The organism is Devosia yakushimensis, assembly GCF_030159855.1.
Lineage (GTDB): Bacteria > Pseudomonadota > Alphaproteobacteria > Rhizobiales > Devosiaceae > Devosia > Devosia yakushimensis.
In genome coordinates this window covers 381496-402444 of record NZ_BSNG01000003.1, presented here as the reverse complement: position 1 = coordinate 402444, position 20949 = coordinate 381496, and the positions used below count along the sequence as shown (strand labels likewise).

General features: G+C 57.0%; 19 protein-coding genes and 1 pseudogene. 11 read left to right on the top strand and 9 right to left on the bottom strand.

All coding sequences use genetic code 11. The features are described 5' to 3' along the window. Positions 1-453: 453 nt before the first annotated feature. The 5 genes from QQL79_RS20375 to QQL79_RS20355 all read left to right on the top strand — a co-directional run bounded on the left by QQL79_RS20375 (position 454) and on the right by QQL79_RS20355 (position 8390). Positions 454-1659 (top strand): ROK family transcriptional regulator, encoded by a 1206-nt coding sequence (locus tag QQL79_RS20375; RefSeq protein ID WP_284393937.1) that lies wholly within the window; start codon positions 454-456, stop codon positions 1657-1659. 379 nt (positions 1660-2038) lie between these two features. Then, positions 2039-3025 carry an ABC transporter permease gene (locus QQL79_RS20370; RefSeq protein ID WP_284393936.1) on the top strand — a complete coding sequence of 329 codons (987 nt, stop codon included), beginning with the start codon at positions 2039-2041 and terminating at the stop codon, positions 3023-3025. After that, positions 3022-4170, top strand: coding sequence for an ABC transporter permease (locus tag QQL79_RS20365; protein ID WP_284393935.1), 1149 nt, complete (start codon positions 3022-3024; stop codon positions 4168-4170). Before QQL79_RS20370 ends, QQL79_RS20365 begins: the two co-directional genes overlap by 4 nt. A gap of 1 nt (position 4171) precedes the next feature. Then, positions 4172-5908, top strand: coding sequence for a dipeptide ABC transporter ATP-binding protein (locus tag QQL79_RS20360; RefSeq protein ID WP_284393934.1), 1737 nt, complete (start codon positions 4172-4174; stop codon positions 5906-5908). 160 nt (positions 5909-6068) lie between these two features. Further along, positions 6069-8390, top strand: coding sequence for an alpha-L-rhamnosidase (locus QQL79_RS20355; RefSeq protein WP_284393933.1), 2322 nt, complete (start codon positions 6069-6071; stop codon positions 8388-8390). Here the strand turns inward: QQL79_RS20355 and QQL79_RS20350 are convergent. The 4 genes from QQL79_RS20350 to QQL79_RS20335 all read right to left on the bottom strand — a co-directional run bounded on the left by QQL79_RS20350 (position 8373) and on the right by QQL79_RS20335 (position 11198). After that, a complete protein-coding gene (locus QQL79_RS20350; RefSeq protein ID WP_284393932.1) occupies positions 8373-8756 on the bottom strand; it encodes a hypothetical protein in 384 nt (127 codons plus the stop codon). The two genes, QQL79_RS20355 and QQL79_RS20350, sit on opposite strands and share 18 nt — an antisense overlap. A gap of 159 nt (positions 8757-8915) precedes the next feature. Then, entirely contained in the window at positions 8916-9422 is a 507-nt protein-coding gene (locus QQL79_RS20345) for a nuclear transport factor 2 family protein (protein ID WP_284393930.1), read from the bottom strand. A gap of 134 nt (positions 9423-9556) precedes the next feature. Continuing rightward, positions 9557-10348 carry a nuclear transport factor 2 family protein gene (locus QQL79_RS20340; protein ID WP_284393929.1) on the bottom strand — a complete coding sequence of 264 codons (792 nt, stop codon included), beginning with the start codon at positions 10346-10348 and terminating at the stop codon, positions 9557-9559. Between the two features lie 16 nt (positions 10349-10364). Beyond that, positions 10365-11198, bottom strand: coding sequence for a DODA-type extradiol aromatic ring-opening family dioxygenase (locus QQL79_RS20335; RefSeq protein ID WP_284393928.1), 834 nt, complete (start codon positions 11196-11198; stop codon positions 10365-10367). Between the two features lie 160 nt (positions 11199-11358). Here QQL79_RS20335 and QQL79_RS20330 point away from each other — a divergent pair, with 160 nt between their 5' ends. Together QQL79_RS20330 and QQL79_RS20325 are read left to right on the top strand one after the other, a co-directional pair. Next, positions 11359-12255, top strand: coding sequence for a LysR family transcriptional regulator (locus QQL79_RS20330; protein WP_284393926.1), 897 nt, complete (start codon positions 11359-11361; stop codon positions 12253-12255). Between the two features lie 274 nt (positions 12256-12529). After that, a pseudogene (locus QQL79_RS20325) lies at positions 12530-12880 on the top strand (LysR substrate-binding domain-containing protein); the annotation flags it as partial. Between the two features lie 94 nt (positions 12881-12974). Here QQL79_RS20325 and QQL79_RS20320 read toward each other — a convergent pair. Beyond that, positions 12975-13871, bottom strand: coding sequence for a LysR family transcriptional regulator ArgP (locus tag QQL79_RS20320; protein ID WP_284393924.1), 897 nt, complete (start codon positions 13869-13871; stop codon positions 12975-12977). A gap of 95 nt (positions 13872-13966) precedes the next feature. On the opposite strand from QQL79_RS20320, the gene QQL79_RS20315 reads away from it, so the two are divergent. Next, positions 13967-14578, top strand: coding sequence for a LysE/ArgO family amino acid transporter (locus tag QQL79_RS20315; RefSeq protein WP_284393922.1), 612 nt, complete (start codon positions 13967-13969; stop codon positions 14576-14578). Positions 14579-14686: 108 nt separating this feature from the next. Here QQL79_RS20315 and QQL79_RS20310 read toward each other — a convergent pair whose 3' ends face one another. From QQL79_RS20310 to QQL79_RS20300, 3 genes are all read right to left on the bottom strand, one after another. After that, a complete protein-coding gene (locus tag QQL79_RS20310; RefSeq protein ID WP_284393920.1) occupies positions 14687-15589 on the bottom strand; it encodes a dihydrodipicolinate synthase family protein in 903 nt (300 codons plus the stop codon). Positions 15590-15785: 196 nt separating this feature from the next. Then, entirely contained in the window at positions 15786-16640 is an 855-nt protein-coding gene (locus QQL79_RS20305) for a bile acid:sodium symporter family protein (protein ID WP_284393994.1), read from the bottom strand. After that, the gene (locus QQL79_RS20300; RefSeq protein ID WP_284393919.1) at positions 16637-16810 is read right to left on the bottom strand and encodes a hypothetical protein; all 174 of its coding nucleotides are present in this window, start codon (positions 16808-16810) and stop codon (positions 16637-16639) included. The genes QQL79_RS20305 and QQL79_RS20300 overlap by 4 nt, the downstream gene beginning before the upstream one ends. A 513-nt stretch (positions 16811-17323) precedes the next feature. On the opposite strand from QQL79_RS20300, the gene QQL79_RS20295 reads away from it, so the two are divergent. From QQL79_RS20295 to QQL79_RS20285, 3 genes are read left to right on the top strand one after another with little or no spacing between them, the layout of a single operon-like run. Further along, positions 17324-17539, top strand: coding sequence for a rubredoxin (locus QQL79_RS20295; protein WP_348523192.1), 216 nt, complete (start codon positions 17324-17326; stop codon positions 17537-17539). A gap of 20 nt (positions 17540-17559) precedes the next feature. After that, on the top strand, positions 17560-18204 hold the full coding sequence (locus QQL79_RS20290) for an FMN-binding negative transcriptional regulator (protein ID WP_348523191.1): 645 nt from the start codon (positions 17560-17562) through the stop codon (positions 18202-18204). Then, positions 18201-19406, top strand: coding sequence for an NAD(P)/FAD-dependent oxidoreductase (locus QQL79_RS20285; RefSeq protein ID WP_284393918.1), 1206 nt, complete (start codon positions 18201-18203; stop codon positions 19404-19406). Before QQL79_RS20290 ends, QQL79_RS20285 begins: the two co-directional genes overlap by 4 nt. A gap of 376 nt (positions 19407-19782) precedes the next feature. Here the strand turns inward: QQL79_RS20285 and QQL79_RS20280 are convergent, their stop codons facing one another. Continuing rightward, a complete protein-coding gene (locus QQL79_RS20280) occupies positions 19783-20853 on the bottom strand; it encodes an NAD/NADP octopine/nopaline dehydrogenase family protein (RefSeq protein ID WP_284393916.1) in 1071 nt (356 codons plus the stop codon). Between the last annotated feature and the right edge of the window lie 96 nt (positions 20854-20949).

Genomic DNA, 20949 nt, shown 5'->3' with positions numbered 1-20949 from the left:
AGCCTATCGCGGCTGGCCATGAGAGCCCGGGGTCCGTTCGGAGGGCCGGCGCGGCAGCTCCTAAGACACCAGCCTTGCCAATGCTGGTGCGCTAGGAAGTGGGAAGCACAATGGGCATCACCGCCATGTCGTGGGCCACGTTTGATCTCATGCTGCGAGGCCCCTCAGAGGGAAACCCGTTCAGCGTGGTATCCTTGGGCGCAGCGTTGGCGCGTGGCGGCGAAAGATTCGCGCATCAGGATTTGCTTGAAAATTGCTTCCACGTTTCGCTTCTGCAAAGAAGAGGGCAAGGATCTCATTGTGGGGTAAGTCGCCAAACGGCGTCCGTCCTCGACCTGCGTGGATAGGGGCAAACGGCCGCGATGAAGTGCCTTGGTTCCGATGCGGGATATGGAAGGGGAGCCTTTGTGCCTAGATCAACATGTCCTTCCGACACAAAACAAAGAGATAGCCGTGATCGACAGCAAGAAGCTTCCGCGGGTGAGAAACAGATACATCGTTCTCGAGTATCTGAGGCGTGCGAGCAACTCGACGCCATCGGAAATATCCGCGGCAACCGGTGTCAGCCTTCCCACCGTCACGCGGGTGTTGTCGTCGCTAGTGGAAGAAGGGCTTGTTGAGTATACCGGCCGCGAAGCGTCGACGGGCGGCCGCCCTGCGGGGCTCGTTACCTTCACGGGTCATCGCTACGGAACCGTCTGCCTATACGCTCACACCAGCGGTATTTACGGTGTTCTGAGTGATCTTTCTGGGAGGATTACAGTCGAAAAAAAGGTTGCTCCGGCCTTTGATGGAGAGGTGAACACTCAAATTGTGCTCGACCTCATACGGGAGTTGTTAGAGATCGGACGACGCGACTTCGATGGCATTTGTGGCCTCGGCGTCGCGGTGCAGTCGATGGTCAAGCAGCCAAAGGGCGAAGTCGTTCGTACCAGCGCCGCGCTGGATTGGCGGTCGCTGCCGCTGCACTCGGTGCTTTGCGCCCATTTCGATTTGCCCATCTTCGTCGATAGCGATCATATTTACGGGGTAATCGGCGAGTGGAACTATGGCAGTTCACGCCACGTGGATATCCTGGTTCGCCTCTCGCTCGGCCCCGGCGCAAGTACCGGTTTGATGGTCAATGGCGAAGTGTACCGTGGCGCTGCCGATGCAGCCGGTGAATTGAAATGGTATCTGGATGATTCGCAGGTCAGCGGAGTACAGTTTCCTCTGCTTGGCACGAAGGAGGAACTGCGACTTGGCAAGGGGCTGACGGAGCAGGTCTTTGATGCACTTTCATCGGCTGCAGACGCGTACGAGGCCGGCAAGCTCGATCTCGGTATTTTCGATAGCGAGATTTCCGGGGACTTACGCCTTGAGACGGCCCGCCAGCTTATCGGCTATTCGTCATTGGCCATCGGCTCTGCCTCGGCCATTCTCAGCCCCACGACGATCGTGCTCTCCGGTCAGATAAACCGCGGTCGGCAACTTATCCTGGATATTTTCAACTCGCGACTTGGCGGCGACGTCTGGCCGGTGCCCAGGATCGTGCACAGCGGACTCGGCCACAGAGCAGTGCTGCTCGGAGCGGCCAAGACCGTCATGGATCAGACGATGTTGAAGCCAGATACGATATTAGAAACGTCCCACGACGTGCTGGCAGCAGCTAGCCGGTAGACGACCTCATTTCCACCCGGTGACTGTTGACAAAAAGGTCGGACTAGTTTTCTTTCATAATGAAAGAAAGCGGTAGAAATCGTGTCTTTCGGAGGAGTGGCGTGCGATCTGAGTACGTCAAAGAGGGAGGTGTGCATATGGGTGGATCGGGCTTTGGCGCTGCCGCCGACCGCAGGGTGGGTTCGCTGGTCGTAACTGGCCGATTGACCCCGGGGCATGTCGGGCGCGGCTCTGCTATCTCTCGGTACCCCAGGCGCCCGGAAGTGCCTTCACTAGAAACAAAGGCGATCATGACGCGGAACGAGGATGCTCAGTTCCGCACACTGTGCGGCACTCTCGTTTTGCCTCGCCCAGCGTAACTCCCCAGGCCGAGGTCAAAATGCTACTCAGCTATATTCTTCGCCGTATCCTGTGGGCCGTACCCTTCCTTTTTGCGGCTTCATTGGTTGCGTTCCTCCTCATAACGCTGCCGCCCGGCGATTATGTGACCACCTATGCACAGACGCTCATGCAGTCTGGCGACACCGTGGATCAGGCTCGCCTGGATGCGCTGCGCCAACGCTTCGGGCTCGATCAACCCGTGGTCGTCCAGTATTTCATCTGGATCGGCAATGTCTTGCGTGGCGACTTCGGCGTCTCCTTCGAGTGGAACCAACCGGTTTCCGAACTGATCTGGGAGCGCTTGGGGCTGTCGTTTGCGTTGGAGATCGCGACGCTCATGTTTGCGTGGAGTGTCGCCCTTCCAATCGGCATCTATTCCGCAGTCAAGAAGTACTCGGTTGGGGACTACATCGCTTCGGTTATTGGGTTCATCGGCTTAGCCGTGCCTAGCTTTCTTATCGCTCTGGTGATCATGTATGTCTCAATCGTGCACTTCGGGAAGGATGTTTCGGGCCTGTTCTCGCCGGAATATCGTCAGGCGCCGTGGTCCTGGGGCAAGTTCGTTGACCTCCTGTCCCATCTGTGGGTGCCTATGATCATTCTTGGTCTAGGCATGACTGCAGGGCTTACCCGCATCATGCGCGCGAACCTGTTAGACGAGTTGAACAAGCCCTACGTGACCACGGCCCGTGCCAAGGGCCTGAGTGAGCTTCAGCTCGTCCTGAAGTATCCGGTTCGGCTGGCTCTCAACCCCTTCGTATCGACCATCGGATGGGCGTTCCCGCAGCTGATCTCGGGTGCGGTCATCACAGCCTTCGTGCTTGGACTGCCGACGACGGGACCATTGCTGCTCCAGGCGCTCCTTGCTCAGGACATGTACCTGGCAGGCGCTTTCATCCTGTTGCTTTGCAGCCTAGCCGTCATTGGCATGCTCGTGTCGGACATCCTCCTCGCCCTTATCGATCCGCGGATACGCTTCCAATGACCGAAAGCACTGTACTTATCGATCCGCGCTCGGACGAAATGATAGCGAATGACCAGGCGTCCCAATGGCGACTGATGTGGATGGCGTTTCTCAGGCACAAGCTCGCCGTAGCGAGCGCTCTCGTCGTGCTGCTCTTCTACATCATTGGGATGTTTGCCGAATTCCTTGCCCCGTTCGATCCCGGCAGCACGTCTTCGCCTCATGTCTACCATCCACCCCAGGCAATCCACTTCATCGATGTTGATACCGACGGGGGGTGGGCGTTGAGGCCTTATGTCGATGCCATGACAATGAAGCGCGACCCCATCAGCCTGCAGTCCAATTTTGCCACAGACCCGGAACGGAAGATCTATCTCAGCTTTTTTGGCGAGGGTGCACCCTATACGATGTGGGGGGTACTTAACTCGAACCGACACTTCCTAACGACCAGCGATCCTACCGAGCGCTTCTATCTGTTCGGTGCTGATCGATTGGGGCGCGACGTACTAAGCCGCACAATTCACGGAACGCGCGTTTCGATGTCGATTGGACTGGCTGGAGTCACGCTCAGCCTGATCATCGGTCTCGTTCTGGGAGGACTGTCCGGTTACTACGGCGGCACGCTGGACATGGTGGTCCAACGGGTGGTTGAACTCATTCTGTCCTTACCGACAATCCCGATTTGGTTAGGCCTGAGCGCTGCGATGCCTCAGGACTGGCCGCCCATGACGCGATACTTGGCGATCACCGCCATCCTGTCGCTGGTGGGCTGGACTGAGTTGGCGCGTGTGGTCCGTGGACGATTTCTGGCGCTGAGAACCGAGGACTTTGTCGTGGCTGCACGACTGGATGGCGGAAGTCAGAGCCGCATTATCTTCCGGCATATGATGCCCTCTGTCCTCAGCCACGTCATTGCGTCCGTTACCCTGGCCATCCCAGCAATGATCATCGCCGAAACAGCATTGTCTTTTCTTGGCGTGGGCCTGATGCCGCCAACGATCTCGTGGGGCGTGCTGTTGAAGGAGGCTCAGAACGTTCGCTCGATCGCCCAGGCTCCGTGGCTATTCGTGCCAGGGGTGGCGGTTTGCCTCGCGGTGCTTTCCCTCAACTTCCTGGGCGACGGTCTGCGCGATGCAGCTGATCCCTATGCCAATGAAGGTCGTTAGAATGTCTGGTACCGATCGCGACCAAACTACCCTAGACGTCCGGGGCCTCCAGACGCATTTCGAAAGTCGACAGGGCGCCTTCCGCGCCGTCGACGATGTGAGCATTTCTATTCAACCCGGCAAGACACTATGCGTTGTTGGTGAGAGTGGTTCGGGTAAGAGCGTGATGGCTCGCTCCATCCTGCAGATCGTCGACAAGCCAGGTCGCATTGTTGCCGGCGAGATCATTCTCAACAAACACCGTGATACGAATGGAAGGATCATTCACGGCCCTATCGAACTCACCCGTTTGAATCCGAAATCGCAGACCCTGCGGAATATTCGTGGCCGCGACATAGCGATGATCTTCCAAGAACCGATGAGTTCCCTGTCACCAGTGCATCGCATTGGCGACCAGATCGGGGAGGTGATCCGCGTTCATGAGAAAGTGTCCAAGGGTGAGGCCCGTGAACGCACCGTGGAGCTGTTGCGCAAGGTGGAGATACCCAAGCCCGAACTGGCGATCGATCGCTATCCGTTCGAATACTCTGGCGGTATGCGTCAACGGGCCATGATCGCAATGGCGTTGGCGTGCGATCCATTCGTGCTCATCGCGGACGAACCGACAACGGCGCTGGATGTCACGATTCAGGCCGAGATATTGGCCCTGATAAAGTCGTTGCAGACTTCGAGCGACATGGCGGTGTTGTTCATCACTCATGACATGGGCGTCGTCGCCGAAATTGCTGATGAAATAGCGGTCATGCGCCATGGCAAAGTCGTCGAGACCGGTTCGGTGCGCGACATATTCGCCGGACCCAAGCATCCCTACACGAAGCGGCTGCTGGAAGCAGTCCATGAACTCGACCGGCCATCAGAGCGCCGTCTGAAAATGCGTGCGGCCCGGGAGATCGGCCAACCGATCCTGGTGTCCAACAAGGTGCGCAAGGAGTTTCCGATTCCCAGCGGACTCCTTGGTCTGAAGAAAGAGGTGCTCGTTGCCGTCGATGATGCCGAACTTGAACTTCGTTCGGGCGAGAATCTCGGCATTGTTGGCGAAAGCGGATCCGGCAAAACCACGCTAGGGCGCTGTTTGCAGCGTATCTATTCCGTGACCTCGGGCGAGATTCTCTACAGGAAAGCGGACGCTGAGACTATCGATCTGGCTCCTCTCAACGACGGTGAACTTAAGCAGGCCTGGCGTGACATACGCATGGTCTTTCAGGACCCTTTTGCCTCGCTCAATCCACGCATGACAGTCGGTCAGATCATAGCGGAGCCGCTCATAACCGGCAGCTTGATGCGGGGACCAGAAATCTCCGCGCGGGTGAAAGAACTCCTTGATCTGGTGGGTTTACCGGAGACCGCAGCCTCGCGGTATCCTCATGCCTTCTCGGGTGGACAGCGCCAGCGCATCTCAATTGCGCGAGCGATCGCACCGAAGCCACGGGTAGTGATCGCCGACGAAGCGACATCGGCTCTGGATGTGAGCTTGCGCACGCAGATCCTAGATTTGCTTCTGGATTTGCAGGAGAAGCTGGAGCTGAGTTTCATCCTGATCAGCCACGACATCTCGGTTATTCGTTATTTCTGCGACCGCACGGCCGTCATGTACCGGGGCCGGGTCGTCGAAATCGGAGACACTGAAGAAGTCTGTTCCAATCCGCAGCACGATTACACGCGGGCCCTACTGTCAGCTGTTCCCATCCCGGATCCGACCCAGCGCGGCACGAGGCAGCGCATCCGTTACGGTGGATAGGCAAATTTGGCCATGCATTTCGCGACCCACGCCTTCGACGTGGGAGCGGATCGCTTCGGAGTTCACATTGGTCTCCGGGGGAAGCGATGGTCGGCGAGGCGGAAGTGAATAGCGGAACCACTACCTTGCTGGCTTATGACCCAATCGGGAGATCACGCTGATGGAAACGAGACAGTATGTCGGCCCCATTGAATGGGTGGGCAAGATGATCGTGCCTCTGACAGATCGCGGCGAAGGCGGCCCCGCAAGTCAGGTGACGAGGGAGTTCGATGTAGAACTCGTGCGCGGCAATGAGATCCTGCGCGTATCCGCCTGCGGTCTCTATCGTGCCTTCATTAACGGCCAACGTGTCGGCGAAGATGTGCTGACGCCCGGCTGGACGACCTATGATGCGAGGTTGTCGTACCAAGTCTACCATGTTGCCCATTTGCTCAAAGAGGGCAGAAACACGATCACCATCTGGATCGGCGATGGTTGGTACCGTTCGCCCCTGATGTGGATGTCGGAGCGACGGACGGAGGTCTGGGGCACCGAGGTTTCAGCCATTGCTGAAATTCGTTCAGGAGAGGATTTTTCAAAGGTTCTGGTCGCCACTGACGAGCATTGGCTGAGCGGGCAGACACCGGTTCGGAAGTCTCAAATCTACTTTGGGGAAATCTTCGACGCGACATTCGCATCAAGGCCTCGAGAGGGCGTCAGATCCATCGTATTCGACACACGCAAGCTGATCCTGCACGAATGCGCGCCAGTGCGCGAGCTTTCACCCCTCGACCCGATACGGCAATGGCGGGACACTGACGGGAGGACCATTTACGACTTCGGACAGAACGCAGCAGGATACGTGCGCGTCTCGATAGCAGGGGAAACCGCAGGGGAAATCCTCATCGAACACGCTGAAATCCTCGATGAGCGAGGCGAATTCTACAATGTAAACTACCGCAGCGCAGAAGCTATCTCCAGGGTTCAAGTGAATGAACGCGGCCTCATCGACTACAGTCCGATCTTTACCTATTTTGGATTTCGGTACGCACGAGTCACCGCTTCAGATGGTGCGCGCATCACGAAGATACAGTCAGTACCGATATCTTCCGTGCCTGACGCGACCGCCGGCTTCTCGTGCGGCAACGAGCTGGTGAACCGCTTTTTCGAGAACGCGATCTGGTCGCATCGCTCCAATTTCATCGACGTGCCGATCGATTGTCCTCAACGAGATGAACGCCTGGGCTATAGCGGCGATGCCCAGGTCTTCGCTGCTGCGGCCTGTTATCTAGCCGACAGCGAAGGCATTCTGACCAAGTTCGTTCGCGATCTGATGGTGGATCAGGCACTCGATGGTGCCATTTCTCACACATCGCCCCATGTGGTGCGCATGAAGCCCGGGAACCGCAAGCAGCGCGGATCCATGGGCTGGGGAGATGCCATCACCATCATCCCTTGGCGCCTCTATGTACACTATGGCAACGAGGATATAATCGCTGAAGCCTTTCCAGCAATGGTTCGCTGGATAGATTTCGCCTGGTCGCTTACGACGGATGGGGTTGTAAGGCCGCCTAACACTCCAGGCATGCGTGGATACTGTCTCGGCGATTGGCTTCAGCCGGCCGGTACTGAGGCAAACCCGCTTCCAACCATCGGGAAGGACGCGATAGCCACCATCTACCTGTTCATCAGCCTGACCATCGGAACAAGAGTTGCCGACATCCTCGGGGAGACCGACACCGGTGCTCGTCTTGAACAGATGCGTTCAGCTGTCGAGACCGCCTTTCGGAGAGAGTTCATCACTGCGTCAGGCCGATTGAAACATGATGATCAGACCTCATATGCTCTGGCGCTCCTGCATGATTTGGTGCCTCCCGAACTTGTCGAGGCGACGACCGATTGTTTTCGTCAAGCCATCGGTCGGACCGGTGGCCGACTCGGGACGGGTTTTTTGGGAACGCCGGCTTTGCTCCCAGCGCTGTCCAAGGTCGGAGAGGGACACCTCGCGGCAAGCGTCTTTCTTCAGGAGGAGGTCCCAGGTTGGCTTTATCAGGTCAAACGTGGCGCTACGACGATCTGGGAGCGCTGGGATGGCGTGCTGGCGGATGGAACCCTTTTTGATCCGGACATGAATTCGTTCAATCACTATGCTTTCGGAGCGGTATGCGATTGGCTGCTCGAAAGTGTTGCAGGCTTTCGGCCCGACCCGAAGCAACCGGGGTTTGAGCACATCATCTATTCCCCAACGATTATTCCTGAACTGTCGCCGGTAACGGCTCACTATGATTCAGTGCGCGGAAAAATCTCGGCCGACTGGACGGTAGTTGGGGAAGATGTTCGATACGAGATCACCGTGCCAGACGGAACGCGCGGAACGCTGCGCCTATCTCGCGCGCATCTGGAGCCTGTGGTCGATGGCGTGTCGGTCGACGCTGGACGTGAGGTTGTTGTGACCCCGGGCCACCATGTTGTCACCTTCAGGCTGTCAAACCACGGTCGCTGACTGCAAACGGATCGCCGTCAATGCGGTTCGCCTCCGCTCCACTACCGGCAAAATCACATTGAGGGATGTGTTTTGGGGTACTCGTGCCGGACAGCCCCTCAACTGGGAGAGTTCGCGCTTTGTCACGATGTCGTCGGACTCCATGAGGTAGCAGTCGGGCTCAACCTGGGCGGCGAGAAAGCTCACCGTCTCGAGATTCGGCTGAAGTTTCGCCCGGATGGCTTCCTGCTGCTGGGTGCCGGCACGAAAATCGTGGCTTTCTACTTCCGAGGTCAGTCCTGCTTCCAGAAGGAACCGGCGGACCTTGAGGGAGAAGAGGCAGTTTTCCGTGAGGTAGACGACCGGTTCGAAAGTTCCGCTGGTCACTGATGTGGTGAGCCCGCATCCGAGGTCTCTCTGGTGAGAGGAGGAGGCGCCCGGTTCGTTCCCGGGCGTCTAATCCGCCGCGCTTCATCCGATCGTCCTTCCGAGACGTCGGACTCTACCAGAATCCCGAGGAGATCTAGGGGCTCAGGTCGCAAGCCTTCAATACTTCGGCGACGAATCCCAATGTTCGTCAGCCTTGCCGTCTACAATCCGCCAAGTATCGTACCACGTCTGCGTGTAGGTCTTGGACGCGTCGTGCGGATCTTTTTCGGTGTGAATGGTCGCCACCGTCACAAGGTCGCCTTCCGCCGTTACGAATGCAACCGGCAGACCAATCTTCGTCGGAATTGGTATTTTTGGGAACTTCAGGACTTGCGTAAAGTAGTAAACGGTTCCGTCTCGACCAGATTTGGCGTTGGGATTGTGCTGTATATATCGCTCGGTGAGATATTTGTCGGCGAGCTCCCAATGATTTGCTTCAATCAGGTCACGAACGATATGGTATACGACCTGTTTGTTCGCGTTGAGCGTAGGATCAGGGCTTGTAAACAGCGCCTCGATATCATTGGCGGGAACGACGGCCTCCTGGGCCGACACTGAACCGGTCGCGGCAAGAAGCAGCGCCGCCGCTATGGCCGTGAGATAGGAGGATTTTGCGAGCTTCATTTTCGGGTCTCTCAAGTTGATGGGACTAGTACCGACCTGCATCGATTGGACTTCGCACCCTTTGTTTGTCATTGCGAACGACCGCATATCATGCAGGGTCTTGGTTAGGTGTCATCCATGCCGCCTGGGTGACGTCAGAACATCGTGTTGGTGTTGCGCGAGGTCTCGGGGACCGGCTGCATCGCATCCCAATGCTCGACGACCTTTCCGTCGCGCACGCGGAAGAATTCCATAAGTGCCGCGCCGCGATCATCCGGGCTGGGCTTGAAATGGATATGGGCGGCGACCATGTCGCCGTCGGCAATCACCCGCTTCACGTCGATGGAAAGGTTCGGCATGGCAGCGAAGGTTTGAACGAAGCCCTCCCGCTCCGCCTCGGCCCCATTCACGCGCGTCGGGTTGTGCTGATAGTAGGGGCCGGCCACATGGCGGTCATAGGCTGACAGGTCGCGCTTGGCTGTCAATTCATCGAGAAAGGCCAGCACCACCTTCTTACTGGCCGCGGCGGAGGCGGTCGGATCGGGCGACGGCCCCGCCGGATCGCTCAAGGTCGTGAACATGTCATTCCCGCTCGTGGAGGTCTCGGGAACCGGTTGGATGACATCCCAGTGCTCGACAATCTTGCCATCGTCCACACGGTAAATGTCGATGACGGCTGACCCCGGAGTGCCGGGGTCAAGAATGGCGTGCGAATGCAGCAGAACCAGATCGTTCTCGGCAAGAACGCGATGGACGGTGTGGGTCATCTGAGGATGAGCCCCTTTGAAATACTTGATGAAGCCGCGCAATGAGTCGGCGCCATCCCCACCGTTGGGGTTGTGGTTGATGTATTCGTTGCCGATATACTGGTCGATCACGTTCAGATTGCCGTGAGTGAACAGCTGGTCATAGAAGTGCGTGACGATTTCCTTGTTGCTGGTAGTCATGTCTTGGTTCCTTTCGCTACCGATCGGTGATTGTGGGGAGCCCGCCGAAACGGAAGCTCGATGCAGTGAGTCCACCCATGAAGTCTTTCTGGTGGAAGGTGGTAGCTGCCGCTTCACCCTCAGCGGCACCGACAACGACCATGAGCGGTATCAAGTGATCTTCCCGCGGATGCGCCACACGGGCGGCGGGCGCCTTTTCCCATTCGATCAGCCTGTGGCTGCGGGTCTTGTCGCGTGTGTTTACCAGGGTTTCCTGCAGCCATGCATCGAAGCGCCTTGATGGCTCATTGCCGGCGGCGCCGCGCATTTGCGACAGATTGTGATAGCTCAGTCCGCTACCGACAATGAGGATGCCCTCGTCGCGCAGCGGCGCCAACGCTCGACCGACCGCAAGATGCAACGCGGCGTCATAGCCGGCGTCCAGCGAGAGCTGGACTACGGGAATGTCTTCGTCGGGATAGAGCGGCTTGAGGATACTGAAGGTGCCGTGATCGTAGCCGCGTGTTGGGTCGAGCGCGGCAGCAATACCGGCGCCGCCGAGCAAGTCCTTCACCCGTCTGGCTAGCGACGGCGATCCAGGGGCAGCATAGACGATGCGATAAAATTCTTCGGGAAAGCCATAATAGTCGTAGACCATGCCCGGCTTCTCACCGGAAGAGATGGCAAAGCCCCTCTCCTCCCAATGGCCGGAAACAACCAAAACTGCCTTCGGCTTATCGCCAAGTTCCACACGCATATCGAGGAGCGAGCGTTCGAGTTGGTCGAAGTTTCGGCGGAACTCACCCGTCATGTATGGCCAGGGACCGCCACCATGGCTGATGAAATACGTTGGCAGTCGAGGGTCTGGCACCGCATTGTCCTCATTGCTCTTAGGTTCAGTTTGGGCGTTTGCGCCGCTGCGGGAACCGTGCCCTCAGGCAGCGTCTGACGATGTGGGGTATTTGACGTTTCCTGTTCGGTCGATCAATGTGGCCCACATTGATGAACCGTTTCTCCTGAGTTAATGATCTATGGATACGTTGACAGGCCTCAAAGTGTTCTGCGCTGTCGCCGAATTCAAAAGCTTCACCGCTGCCGCCAACCGGCTCGGCATCTCGACTGCAATGGTGAGCAAACACGTTACACATCTCGAGCGCCGCCTCGGAAGCAGGCTCTTGAACCGGACCAGCCGTACCGTCAGCCTGACGGAGCCCGGCATCCTCTACTTCAATCACGCCAAGCAAATGCTTGAAAGTTTGGAGGAGTTGGAGGCCGCGATTGGCAACGTTACCGTTTCACCGCGCGGAACTCTCAAGATCAGCGCGCCGGTATGGATGGCAACCTCGGGATTCGCGGCTGTTCTGAGGGACTATATTCAGCGCTATCCGGATGTGAGCCTAGACCTTGACCTAAGCAGCCGGGTGATAAACTTGGTGGACGACGGGTTTGACCTGGCCCTACGCGCAATGTCATCCAGTCGACTCGACCCTGGGTTGATCGCCCGTCCCTTGGTCGACATCGATCTTTTCTTGATGGCGGCGCCCGACTACCTGGACCGTTCCGGGCGTCCCCAGACGATTGCTGAGTTGAGCGGTCACGCACTCCTTCGCTTTAATGGCATGAATGTCAGTGACGGCGTTCTGCTCAATGGTCACAAGGAAGGCGGGAAAGTTGCGTTTCGCAATGTCCTTCTGAGCGGCAATGAGACGATGCTTCACTTGGCCGCCTTGCGTGGTATGGGGTTGGTCTACTTGCCCACAAAATTAGCCGAGGAGGACTTGAAGGGAGGCCGTCTGGAGGTAGTGCTCCCGGGAACCATTGGCCTGACGAACACGCTCCATGCCGTCTACCCCAGCCGAAAATATCTTTCTGCGAAAGTTCGCACTTTCATTGATTTTCTGACCGAGCGTTCGCCTGAACTTTTCTAGCAGGAGATACTAGGATATGCGATTACATCTCGCGCTTCTTGCGCGAGGAGGAAAGACGGCAGCGCCATGATGCAGGTCAGCAGCGACGCGCTTCGAGGCGGTCGAGGATGCTTTCGTCGGTGTGACCAAAGTCGAGCCGGGACAATCGCGGCAGCAGGGGCGTTGCACCCTGTGAGATCGTTCGACATGTCGGTCCAAGAATGGCGTGAACCCGCTAGGCTGAATCGACATTCAGCGCATCCATATCATGGCAGCGGCAAGTTGCAGGAGTTGCATCGCCGAACTCAACGGCCACGCGCTGCTGCGCTGCAGTCGCATCAATGCCGGCGAAACCATGTTGCTGGACGGCCCAGACGGCCAGCACAAGGTCACGTTCGGCAATGTGATGCTGAGCGACAACGAGACCATCCTGTACCTGGCGGCCCTTCGGGGTATGGGTCTGGTGTTCCTGCCCAAATGGATGGTGCATGAGGATATTCTGGCCCGCCGTTTGGAGACCGTTTTTCCATCCGCATTCGGATTCAGCAACACGCTTCACGCAGACTATCCAAGCCGAAAGTACCTTTCGGCTAAGGTTCGCACTTTCATCGACTTCATGCCGGCAAACTTGAAGGAACTGAGATAGGCGGCACTTGATAGAGGACCGCAACTACTGCTAGGCGCCTCCTGACCTTAGGGTCGATGTTGATTCAGTTCGTTCACCCGGTGGCCCCCGCCTGCTAGTCGCGGAGCAGGGTCGCCCTTGCCGCGGAGACAATCGACCGATCTAGCTGAGGAAACTGGTGCGCTGCCATCCTGCTGACTTGCCAATGAAGAGCAACGTCCACCGTTGCATCGGGAACAAGCTCGACCAGGCGTCCGGACGCCAGGTGCTCCTGGACCAGAGCGGTCGGATTAAGACACCAACCCAGCCCCAGAAGACAGGCGTCAACAAAGCCCTGTGTTGACGGCAACCAATGGGTGGGTACCGTTTCAGTGATGCCCAGGAAGGTCTGCAGCCAGTCCTGCTGCATGCTATCCTTCTGGTTGAAAGTGAGCGCCGGCGCCTTGGCCATGTCCACTGCACTTGCTCCGTTGGGCAGATAGTGCCGCAGGAAGGCGGGGCTGGCCGTGGCGCGATACTGCAGCTTACCGAGTGGGGTCGCTCTGCACCCGGTAACCGGTTCCGACCGGGACGTTACGGCAGCCACGACGCGTCCTCGTCGGAGCCAGTCGACCGTGTGATCCTGATCGTCAACTGCTATGTTGAGCAGGATATTGGATGAGCGTGCCAAGTCGGCCGCCGCCGAGAGGAACCAGGTTCCGAGACTGTCGGAATTGACGGCGATGTCGAGCGTGACAGGCGTAGTGCCGCGCTCGCCCAATTCCGGCAGGTAGTCGAGCAGGCTGTTTTCCAGCGCGCCCACCAGCTCCATGTGTCTGCACAGTCGCGCTCCCTTTTCGGTGGCGATGCAGGGATTTCCGCGCTCGATAAGCGCCACGCCCAGCCGCTCCTCCAAATGCTTGACGCGTTGGGACACCGCCGAGGGTGTGACATGCAAGGCCTTGGCCGCGTTTTCAAAGCTTCCCGTCCGAACCACTGCGGCCACGGCCAAGGCAGCTGGATAGTCGATCATGATTTAGCTCCGCTAAGGTCTGATCAGTGAGATTAACTAGCCTAAGTCAATTGAACCAGATAGCGAATTCAGGAAACGGGACGCGAAGCGAAGCTATGAATTTTCCAGTCTTTCTCACCGGGCTCGGTATGGGCCTGAGCCTGATAGTCGCCATCGGTGCGCAGAATGCCTTTGTGCTGCGCCAGGGGCTCAAGGGCGAACATGTGCTGGCCGTGTGCCTGGCCTGCGCCTTGTCGGATGCTGCCTTGATCGTGGTCGGAGTCACCAGCTTTGCCCGAGTATCCGCGTGGCTGCCCTGGCTCGATCCTGCCATGCGGTTTGGGGGCGCGGCCTTCCTGGCTCTCTATGGTGCCAGGAGCCTCTGGGCGGCTTTGCGGACCAATGATGCCCTTTCCGTTGCCGCCGCCGGTGAACCGTCTTCGTTGGCCGCAACGCTGCTGGCATGCATCGCCTTTACCTGGTTGAACCCCCATGTCTATCTCGACACCGTGGTCCTGCTCGGCACGATTTCCACGCAGTTTCCGGGACAGGAATTGTGGTTTGCCCTCGGGGCGACGACCGGGTCCTTCGCCTTCTTTTTTGCCCTGGGTTATGGCGCCACGCTACTGCGCCCCCTGTTCGCAAACCCCGTCGCCTGGCGCATTCTTGAAACCATTATCGCCCTGGTGATGTGGGGCATCGCGGCAAAGCTTCTCGTGGGTACCTGAACCCAAACCAAGACGATGGTGGCCCGATACCGGAAGGCGTGATGGTCACCCAGTTGGCATTGCGTGCCGCATCACCCAGACTGCTTGAACCGTGAGGTGTGAGGCGTCTCAGGCCGCCAGTTCACCCAGGGCACGCAACGCGGACGCCACCTCCTCCTTGGCCGCTTCCGAAAGAGGGAGAATTGGCCTGGGTGGAGTGCCAGTCTCATATCCCAGAGCCTCGGCGATCGCATAGACCACGCGCATGCTCGAATATTTCTTGAACAGATTCCAGACCGGGGCCAATTCCCCGGACAGGCGCCTGGCTTGGTCCGCATTGCCGCCTTGCGCTGCGCGGGTCATCGCCAGGCCGACCGATGGAAGTGTCCCGCCAATGACACTGTACCACGTATCCGCTCCGGCAATGAGCGGCTCGATCGAGCGCTTGTCGCCACTATAGCCGATGGCAAAGCCGGCGGGCAGGGCTCGCCTCTGGCGGGACAGTTGCGCCAATGCCTCGTGGGTCTCGCCAGCGGCATTCTTGATGGCGACCACGCCTTCGATGGCTGCCAGCCGATCAATGAAAGCCGGGCTCATTTCGAAATGCGTCGTGCCCGGATTGTCGTAGATGATGATGGGCAGGCCGCTCTCGCCGGCAACTGCCGCGTAATGCTCGAAAACTTCGCCCTCGCTCAGTGGGGCATAGGAGACCGGCGCGAGCAATCCTGCAATTGCACCCGCCGACCTGGCATGGCGCGCGAGATCGATCGCAATGTCCGTTCGCAGGGCGCCGACGCTGACTATGGCCGGCAGGGCGCCCGATATTTCCTCCATGGCCACGTCCAGCCCGCGCTTGCGTTCGCCGGGTTCGAAATACATGTAGCCCCCGGTGCTCCCGAGCAGACCGATACTGTCCACTTTTGCCTGAGCCAGCCGGGCAACGAGTGCGCGATAGGCCGCGGCGTTGATCGTCCCATGTTCATTGGCCGGGGTTATCGGGAAGGCGCAAAGCCCGTGTAATGGCAACGTCATGTCATCAGATCAGAAGGTTGGGGGGTGGGGGCGAAGACACATCTTCTACACGCCAAGGTAAAGTGCAAGCCGGCCAAGACAAGGGAATTGTAGCAGGTGTCGCTCTGAAACCTGAGTCCCGCAAACTGGTTCGTCGCCAAAAATCGACCGGCAGGACGGGACTTACGCGCAGGTTGTTGGCTTGAGCAATTAGGGTTCAGCCGACTGGACCAGGCCGAGCACTTGGCGCTTGCAGATGGCTACCATTCTCTAGTGCACGCGCGGCCATTGATTGGGCAAGCATGGAGCAAATCAAAATCTGTAGTTGATGATACAGCATCAATGGTAAAATGATCAAACTCACCGGTCCTCCGGCGAATAGTATATTCGCAATCGGTACTCCAGAGGCTAAGCTCTTCGTTGACCCGCAGAAGATCATGCTTTTGTTATCTTCACTGTTGAATCCAGAGAGCCTGCCAACGGCGATGGTGACACCCATCGCAATCGCTAGAACGAGGGATACAACGGCTATCAGAACGAGCAACTGAGTGGAGTCAAGATTGTTCCAGACACCAGCGACCACTCCCGCACTGAACGCTGTGTAAACAATCAACAGAATTGAGCCTCGATCAACCGCCAAGGAAAGTAGGCGGTGGCGGCCGATCCAATCCCCTATCCATCGCCTAGCGACCTGTCCCAGCAAAAATGGAGTGACGATCTGAAGAGCAATGTTCACGACGGCAGCCGAATTAAAACTGCCGTCGTTGGTATGTAGAATAAATGATGCCAGAATTGGCGTGACGAAGACGCCCAATAGGTTAGAGATAGACGCCGCGCAGACACTGGCGGCAACATTTCCCTGCGCCAAGGCGGTAAAGGCGATCGAGGACTGTACAGTTGATGGCAGGATGCCGATATAAAGAAGTCCCAAAACCAGTTCTTTGCTGAGGAACATTTCTGCAAAATTTGCTAGCAATATACAAATTAAAGGAAATATTATATACGTTACGCTTGGAATGCCGAGTTGAAGTCTCCAATTAGTAAAGCCGGCGAGAACGACCTCCGTTTTCAGTTTCGCGCCATATATAAAAAAAGAAGTGCGACGGCAAAATAGGCGGCCTGCTTGACGAAATCCGCAAAGGTCTCTCGTGCGGGCAAAACAAAAGATAGACCAACCGTTGCGAGCAAAACTACTAGATAACCGTCAATGCCAAATTTCTTTGCGTATTCCAGAGTCTTCATGTGGGTATCGATGGTTGCGGCTCGAGCGAGCCGGCATAGAATTACGAAGTGATATTGGCGTCACAATTGACATGCCCAAGCTATCACGGTGGTTCGGAAAGGCACTTGCCCTGATCTTTCTTTCAGACCAACCAGTTTTCTAGAGCCAGATTGCTCTCGAATTCCGAGTTCTGAGCACTGGGCCAAACGAATAGCCGACGGTGGCCATTGCTATAATGGGCCACCCTGCTGGGTTCTGCTTAGCCGGAAGTTGCTCGAGCCTTTACGGGGTGAACTCTCGCGGCTAGATGAGGCTCGCTTGCGGACTCCATATAACCTCACAGAGTGCTAGCTCAACCCAGAGGCGCGGCAAGCTCGGACTGTTGTTCCTCATCCATTCCAGGGTGAATGCCCTGCGGTCTCCAATTCATGTGCAAATCTGGTTGGTTGAGTGCGCTCCAAACTGGCTCTGTCGCCTAGACCAGATTTGCCTTACCTGCATGCTGTCAAGCACTAGTCATAGAAGGCGCAGGTATGAGTGAGACAACAAACGGAGGCCGCCCAGCATCCCCCGACGAAATCCCGTTCAAGAGCTGGTTGTGCGTGATTTGTGGCCTCATTTATCACGAGCAAGAAGGCTGGCCGGACGATGGCATTGCGCCTGGAACTCGCTGGGAAGACGTACCAGACAGTTGGATTTGTCCTGACTGTGGTGCCGCCAAAGCAGATTTCCAGATGACTGAAATTTGAGCAAATAAGCCTAGGATTGAATGATGTATGTCCCCCCGCATTTTGCAGAGACAGATGTCGAAAAGCTCTACGCGCTGATCGAGAATGTAGCGCTTGGAACTCTTATCACCAATGGTCGCTCCGGCCTGGATGCCAACCACATCCCGTTCGAGCTTAATAGAACACAGGGCGAGTTTGGCACGCTTCACTGCCATGTCGCGAGAAATAACTCGGTATGGTCCGATGTGACTAACGGAGACGAGGTCTTGGTCGTCTTCAAGGCGGCTGATGCCTACATCTCACCCCAGTGGTACCCCAGTAAGCACGAGTTCCATAAACAAGTACCGAGTTGGAACTATCTCGTTACACACGTATACGGACGAGTGACGGTGCATGACGACGAAAGATACGTTCGCGGCAATGTTGCTAGACTAACGCGTAAGCACGAAGCATCCCAGCCGGTACCTTGGAAGATGACCGATGCCCCTAAGGAGCACATCGACATCATGCTCAGGGCGATCGTCGGCATTGAAGTAACGATCACCCGGATTCTGGGTAAGTACAAGCTCAGCCAAAATAAAGAGATCCGCGACATGGATGGAGCTGGTACCGCTTTGGTTACGCAAGGCGATGATGTCGTGGGCAACGCCATGCTTGAGCAAGCGAGAAAAGCAGAAGAGAAATGAGTAGCGTTGCGGGCGACAATCTAGACATCGTCATCGCTGGCGCTGGGCACAGTGGTATTAAAGTGGCGGCCGCCCTGCGCAAAAATGGCTGGGCCGGCGCGATAACTCTTTTTGGCGAAGAGTCGGTGCTTCCTTACGACCGGCCACCACTTTCTAAGGCTGTGCTTCTGGGTAAGAAGAGAGCGGACGACTGCACCTTCTTTGCGCGAGAGTGGTACGATGACCAGAAAGTCACGGTTCGCCTTGGTGAGACGGTCTCAGCAATCGATAGGCAATCGAGGCGAGTGCTCACCGACAAGGGCTTGTATGTCTCATTTGATCGGCTCGTGCTTGCTATGGGATCTGCTCCGAATGAACTGAAGGTTCGAGGCGCCGAGCTTGAGGGGGTATTGCCCCTAAGGGAGCCGCACCATGCCGAAAAGATTGCGAGCAAGTTGCACCCTGGCAAACCGATCGTGATCATTGGGGCTGGGGTTATCGGCCTCGAGGTGGCAGCCGCCGCTATCGAACGCGGGTGTGATGTGACAGTCATTGAGACCGCCAGTCGCGCGATGGCACGAAGCCTCCCCGAAGTCGTCAGCGGCATGTTGGTGGACTCACATCGTAAACGTGGTGTGACGTTTCGTTTCGATACCGGCGTGGTTGCCATTGAAGGAAACGGCGGTGTTGAGGGCGTCACTACTTCCGACGGCCAAAGCATACCAGCCGGCATCGTCGTCTACGGTGTAGGGGCGACACCTCGTACGGCCCTTGCCGCGGACGCGGGCCTAAGCGTTGAAAACGGCATAATAGTCGATGCTATGCTGAGGACCGACGATCCGTTCATCTACGCGTGCGGCGACGTTTGCCGCTATACCAGTCAATTGTTCGGTACGTCTGTGCGTCTGGAGAACTGGCGCAATGCCGAAGAACAAGCGAGCGTGGTCGCCAACAACCTGACCGGGCAAAATGCAGTTTACGACCCCATACCTTGGTTCTGGACCAATCAATACGACCTGGCCCTTCAGGTAGCTGGCATCCCGGCCATGGGCGCCAATCACGTGGTGCAGAAAGTGGGCGAAACGCATTTGACCTTGTCTGCTGCAGCGGAAGGGCGCCTCGTTGGTGTATCAGCGTTAGGAAGTATACGTGACGTGGCGGCGCTTATCCGGACGTATCGTGCGCACATCGGTAAACCGATATCCGACCTAGAGATTCAATAAAATCTAGGTTCAACGTTTCCAGAGGAAGGTGAAAGAACGTAAGCCCACGATTACCGACTGATGCGGTCGCGGGCTTACCCCGCTCGAGCTGGTGAAGTTCCGCATTGGTAGGAGAAAGTACGCGCCCGTATCGCGTACCGCCCGCGGTTCTGACACTCTTTGAATACCTTGCAATCGACCTCCAACAGGGCCGCCATTAGCGATCGTTGCTATTGCCCCGACGGTTCTTAAGCAATTCCTAGTCCGGTCTCCGCAAGGGTGCTCGGCGGCTCGCTATTGAAGGTCTTTTGGAGTCGTATCAGTCAGGGTTTGACCAAGGTCGCAAAAAGCGGGGCAGCTGCCCCGCTCTGTGATTCTGGTGGGGGACGGAGCGTGCTCACCAGCCCGCTTTGCACTTCTGGAACAGCTCCGCTTTTGTCATCTTATCTAAACCTATAGCGGGCACGAGGTCGTTGAGTTCGGTGAGGTCCTGGCCATAGGCGGTGGACATCATCTTAATTCCAGCCTCATGCGTTTCTGCGTTTTGTCCGACCAGGCGGGTAAGGATCGTCGTCACGAACAGACCGAATGGAACGTCCTCTAGCACATAGCGGGTGTTCGGCGACGATGGCCCCATGACACCCCCGCTACGCCTCAAGAATTCCTGGTTCATGTCATAGTAGTCGCCCATAGGCACGTGACGGCTCAGAGCAAAGTGCTCATGTTGCGTCCTCACCTTGAGCCCAAAGGCCGCTGCGAGGGCCAACCGTTCATTGTCCAACGCAAGAATTACGTTAGCAACAAACCGGGTGAGATTTTCATTCTGGTTCCACGCTTCGCCGCGCTCTATCCGCGTTAAGTTCAATAGACCAAGCGCCAGGTGGCTCTGAGGATTGAGATTGGAAAGGGCAATGGCCATAAGCCCATCTCGTGCTTTGAAAACATCTCCAAATAGGCGCGTACACAACTCCATGCCGTGATCGATCGCACTCTCCGGCACCGTACCCACATCGATCTCCTCACGGACAGGCTTGCAGTATACTTGGGTCCCTTCCGACCGCTTGGACATCAGTAGTGTGGTCCCCCACACGATTATAGGAAGCGCCACTTTCCGCTCAGCCAGACACTTCGATAGATAGAGCGCACCAAAGGAACTGTGGGACGAATAAATGAAGCTCTGATTGTTGGTGAGCCAGGGTGCGACTGCGTCAATGACGTACTTGTGCCCATACCCAGGCACAGCGAGTATAATTACATCTGCATTCTCGACAGCCGAGCGTGCCGAATGGGCAACCGCTACCTCAAAATCTCCTTCGAGTGCACCTGTAGATTGTATTTTGAAGCTATCGCCCAACCCTTCCGTGCTCTTGCCAGATGGTGACCACAAGGTCACCTCGTTTCCCTTCTGCACTAGGAACGCTGCCATTCCGAAGGCGATGCCGCCAGCGCCAAGGACGGTGACTTTCATCAGCTTACTCTCCCAATTTTAGATGGTTTCGCACCCTACGTATGACCATTTTTGGAGGGATGTTTCACAGTTCCAGATATAACCGGAATTGATCCC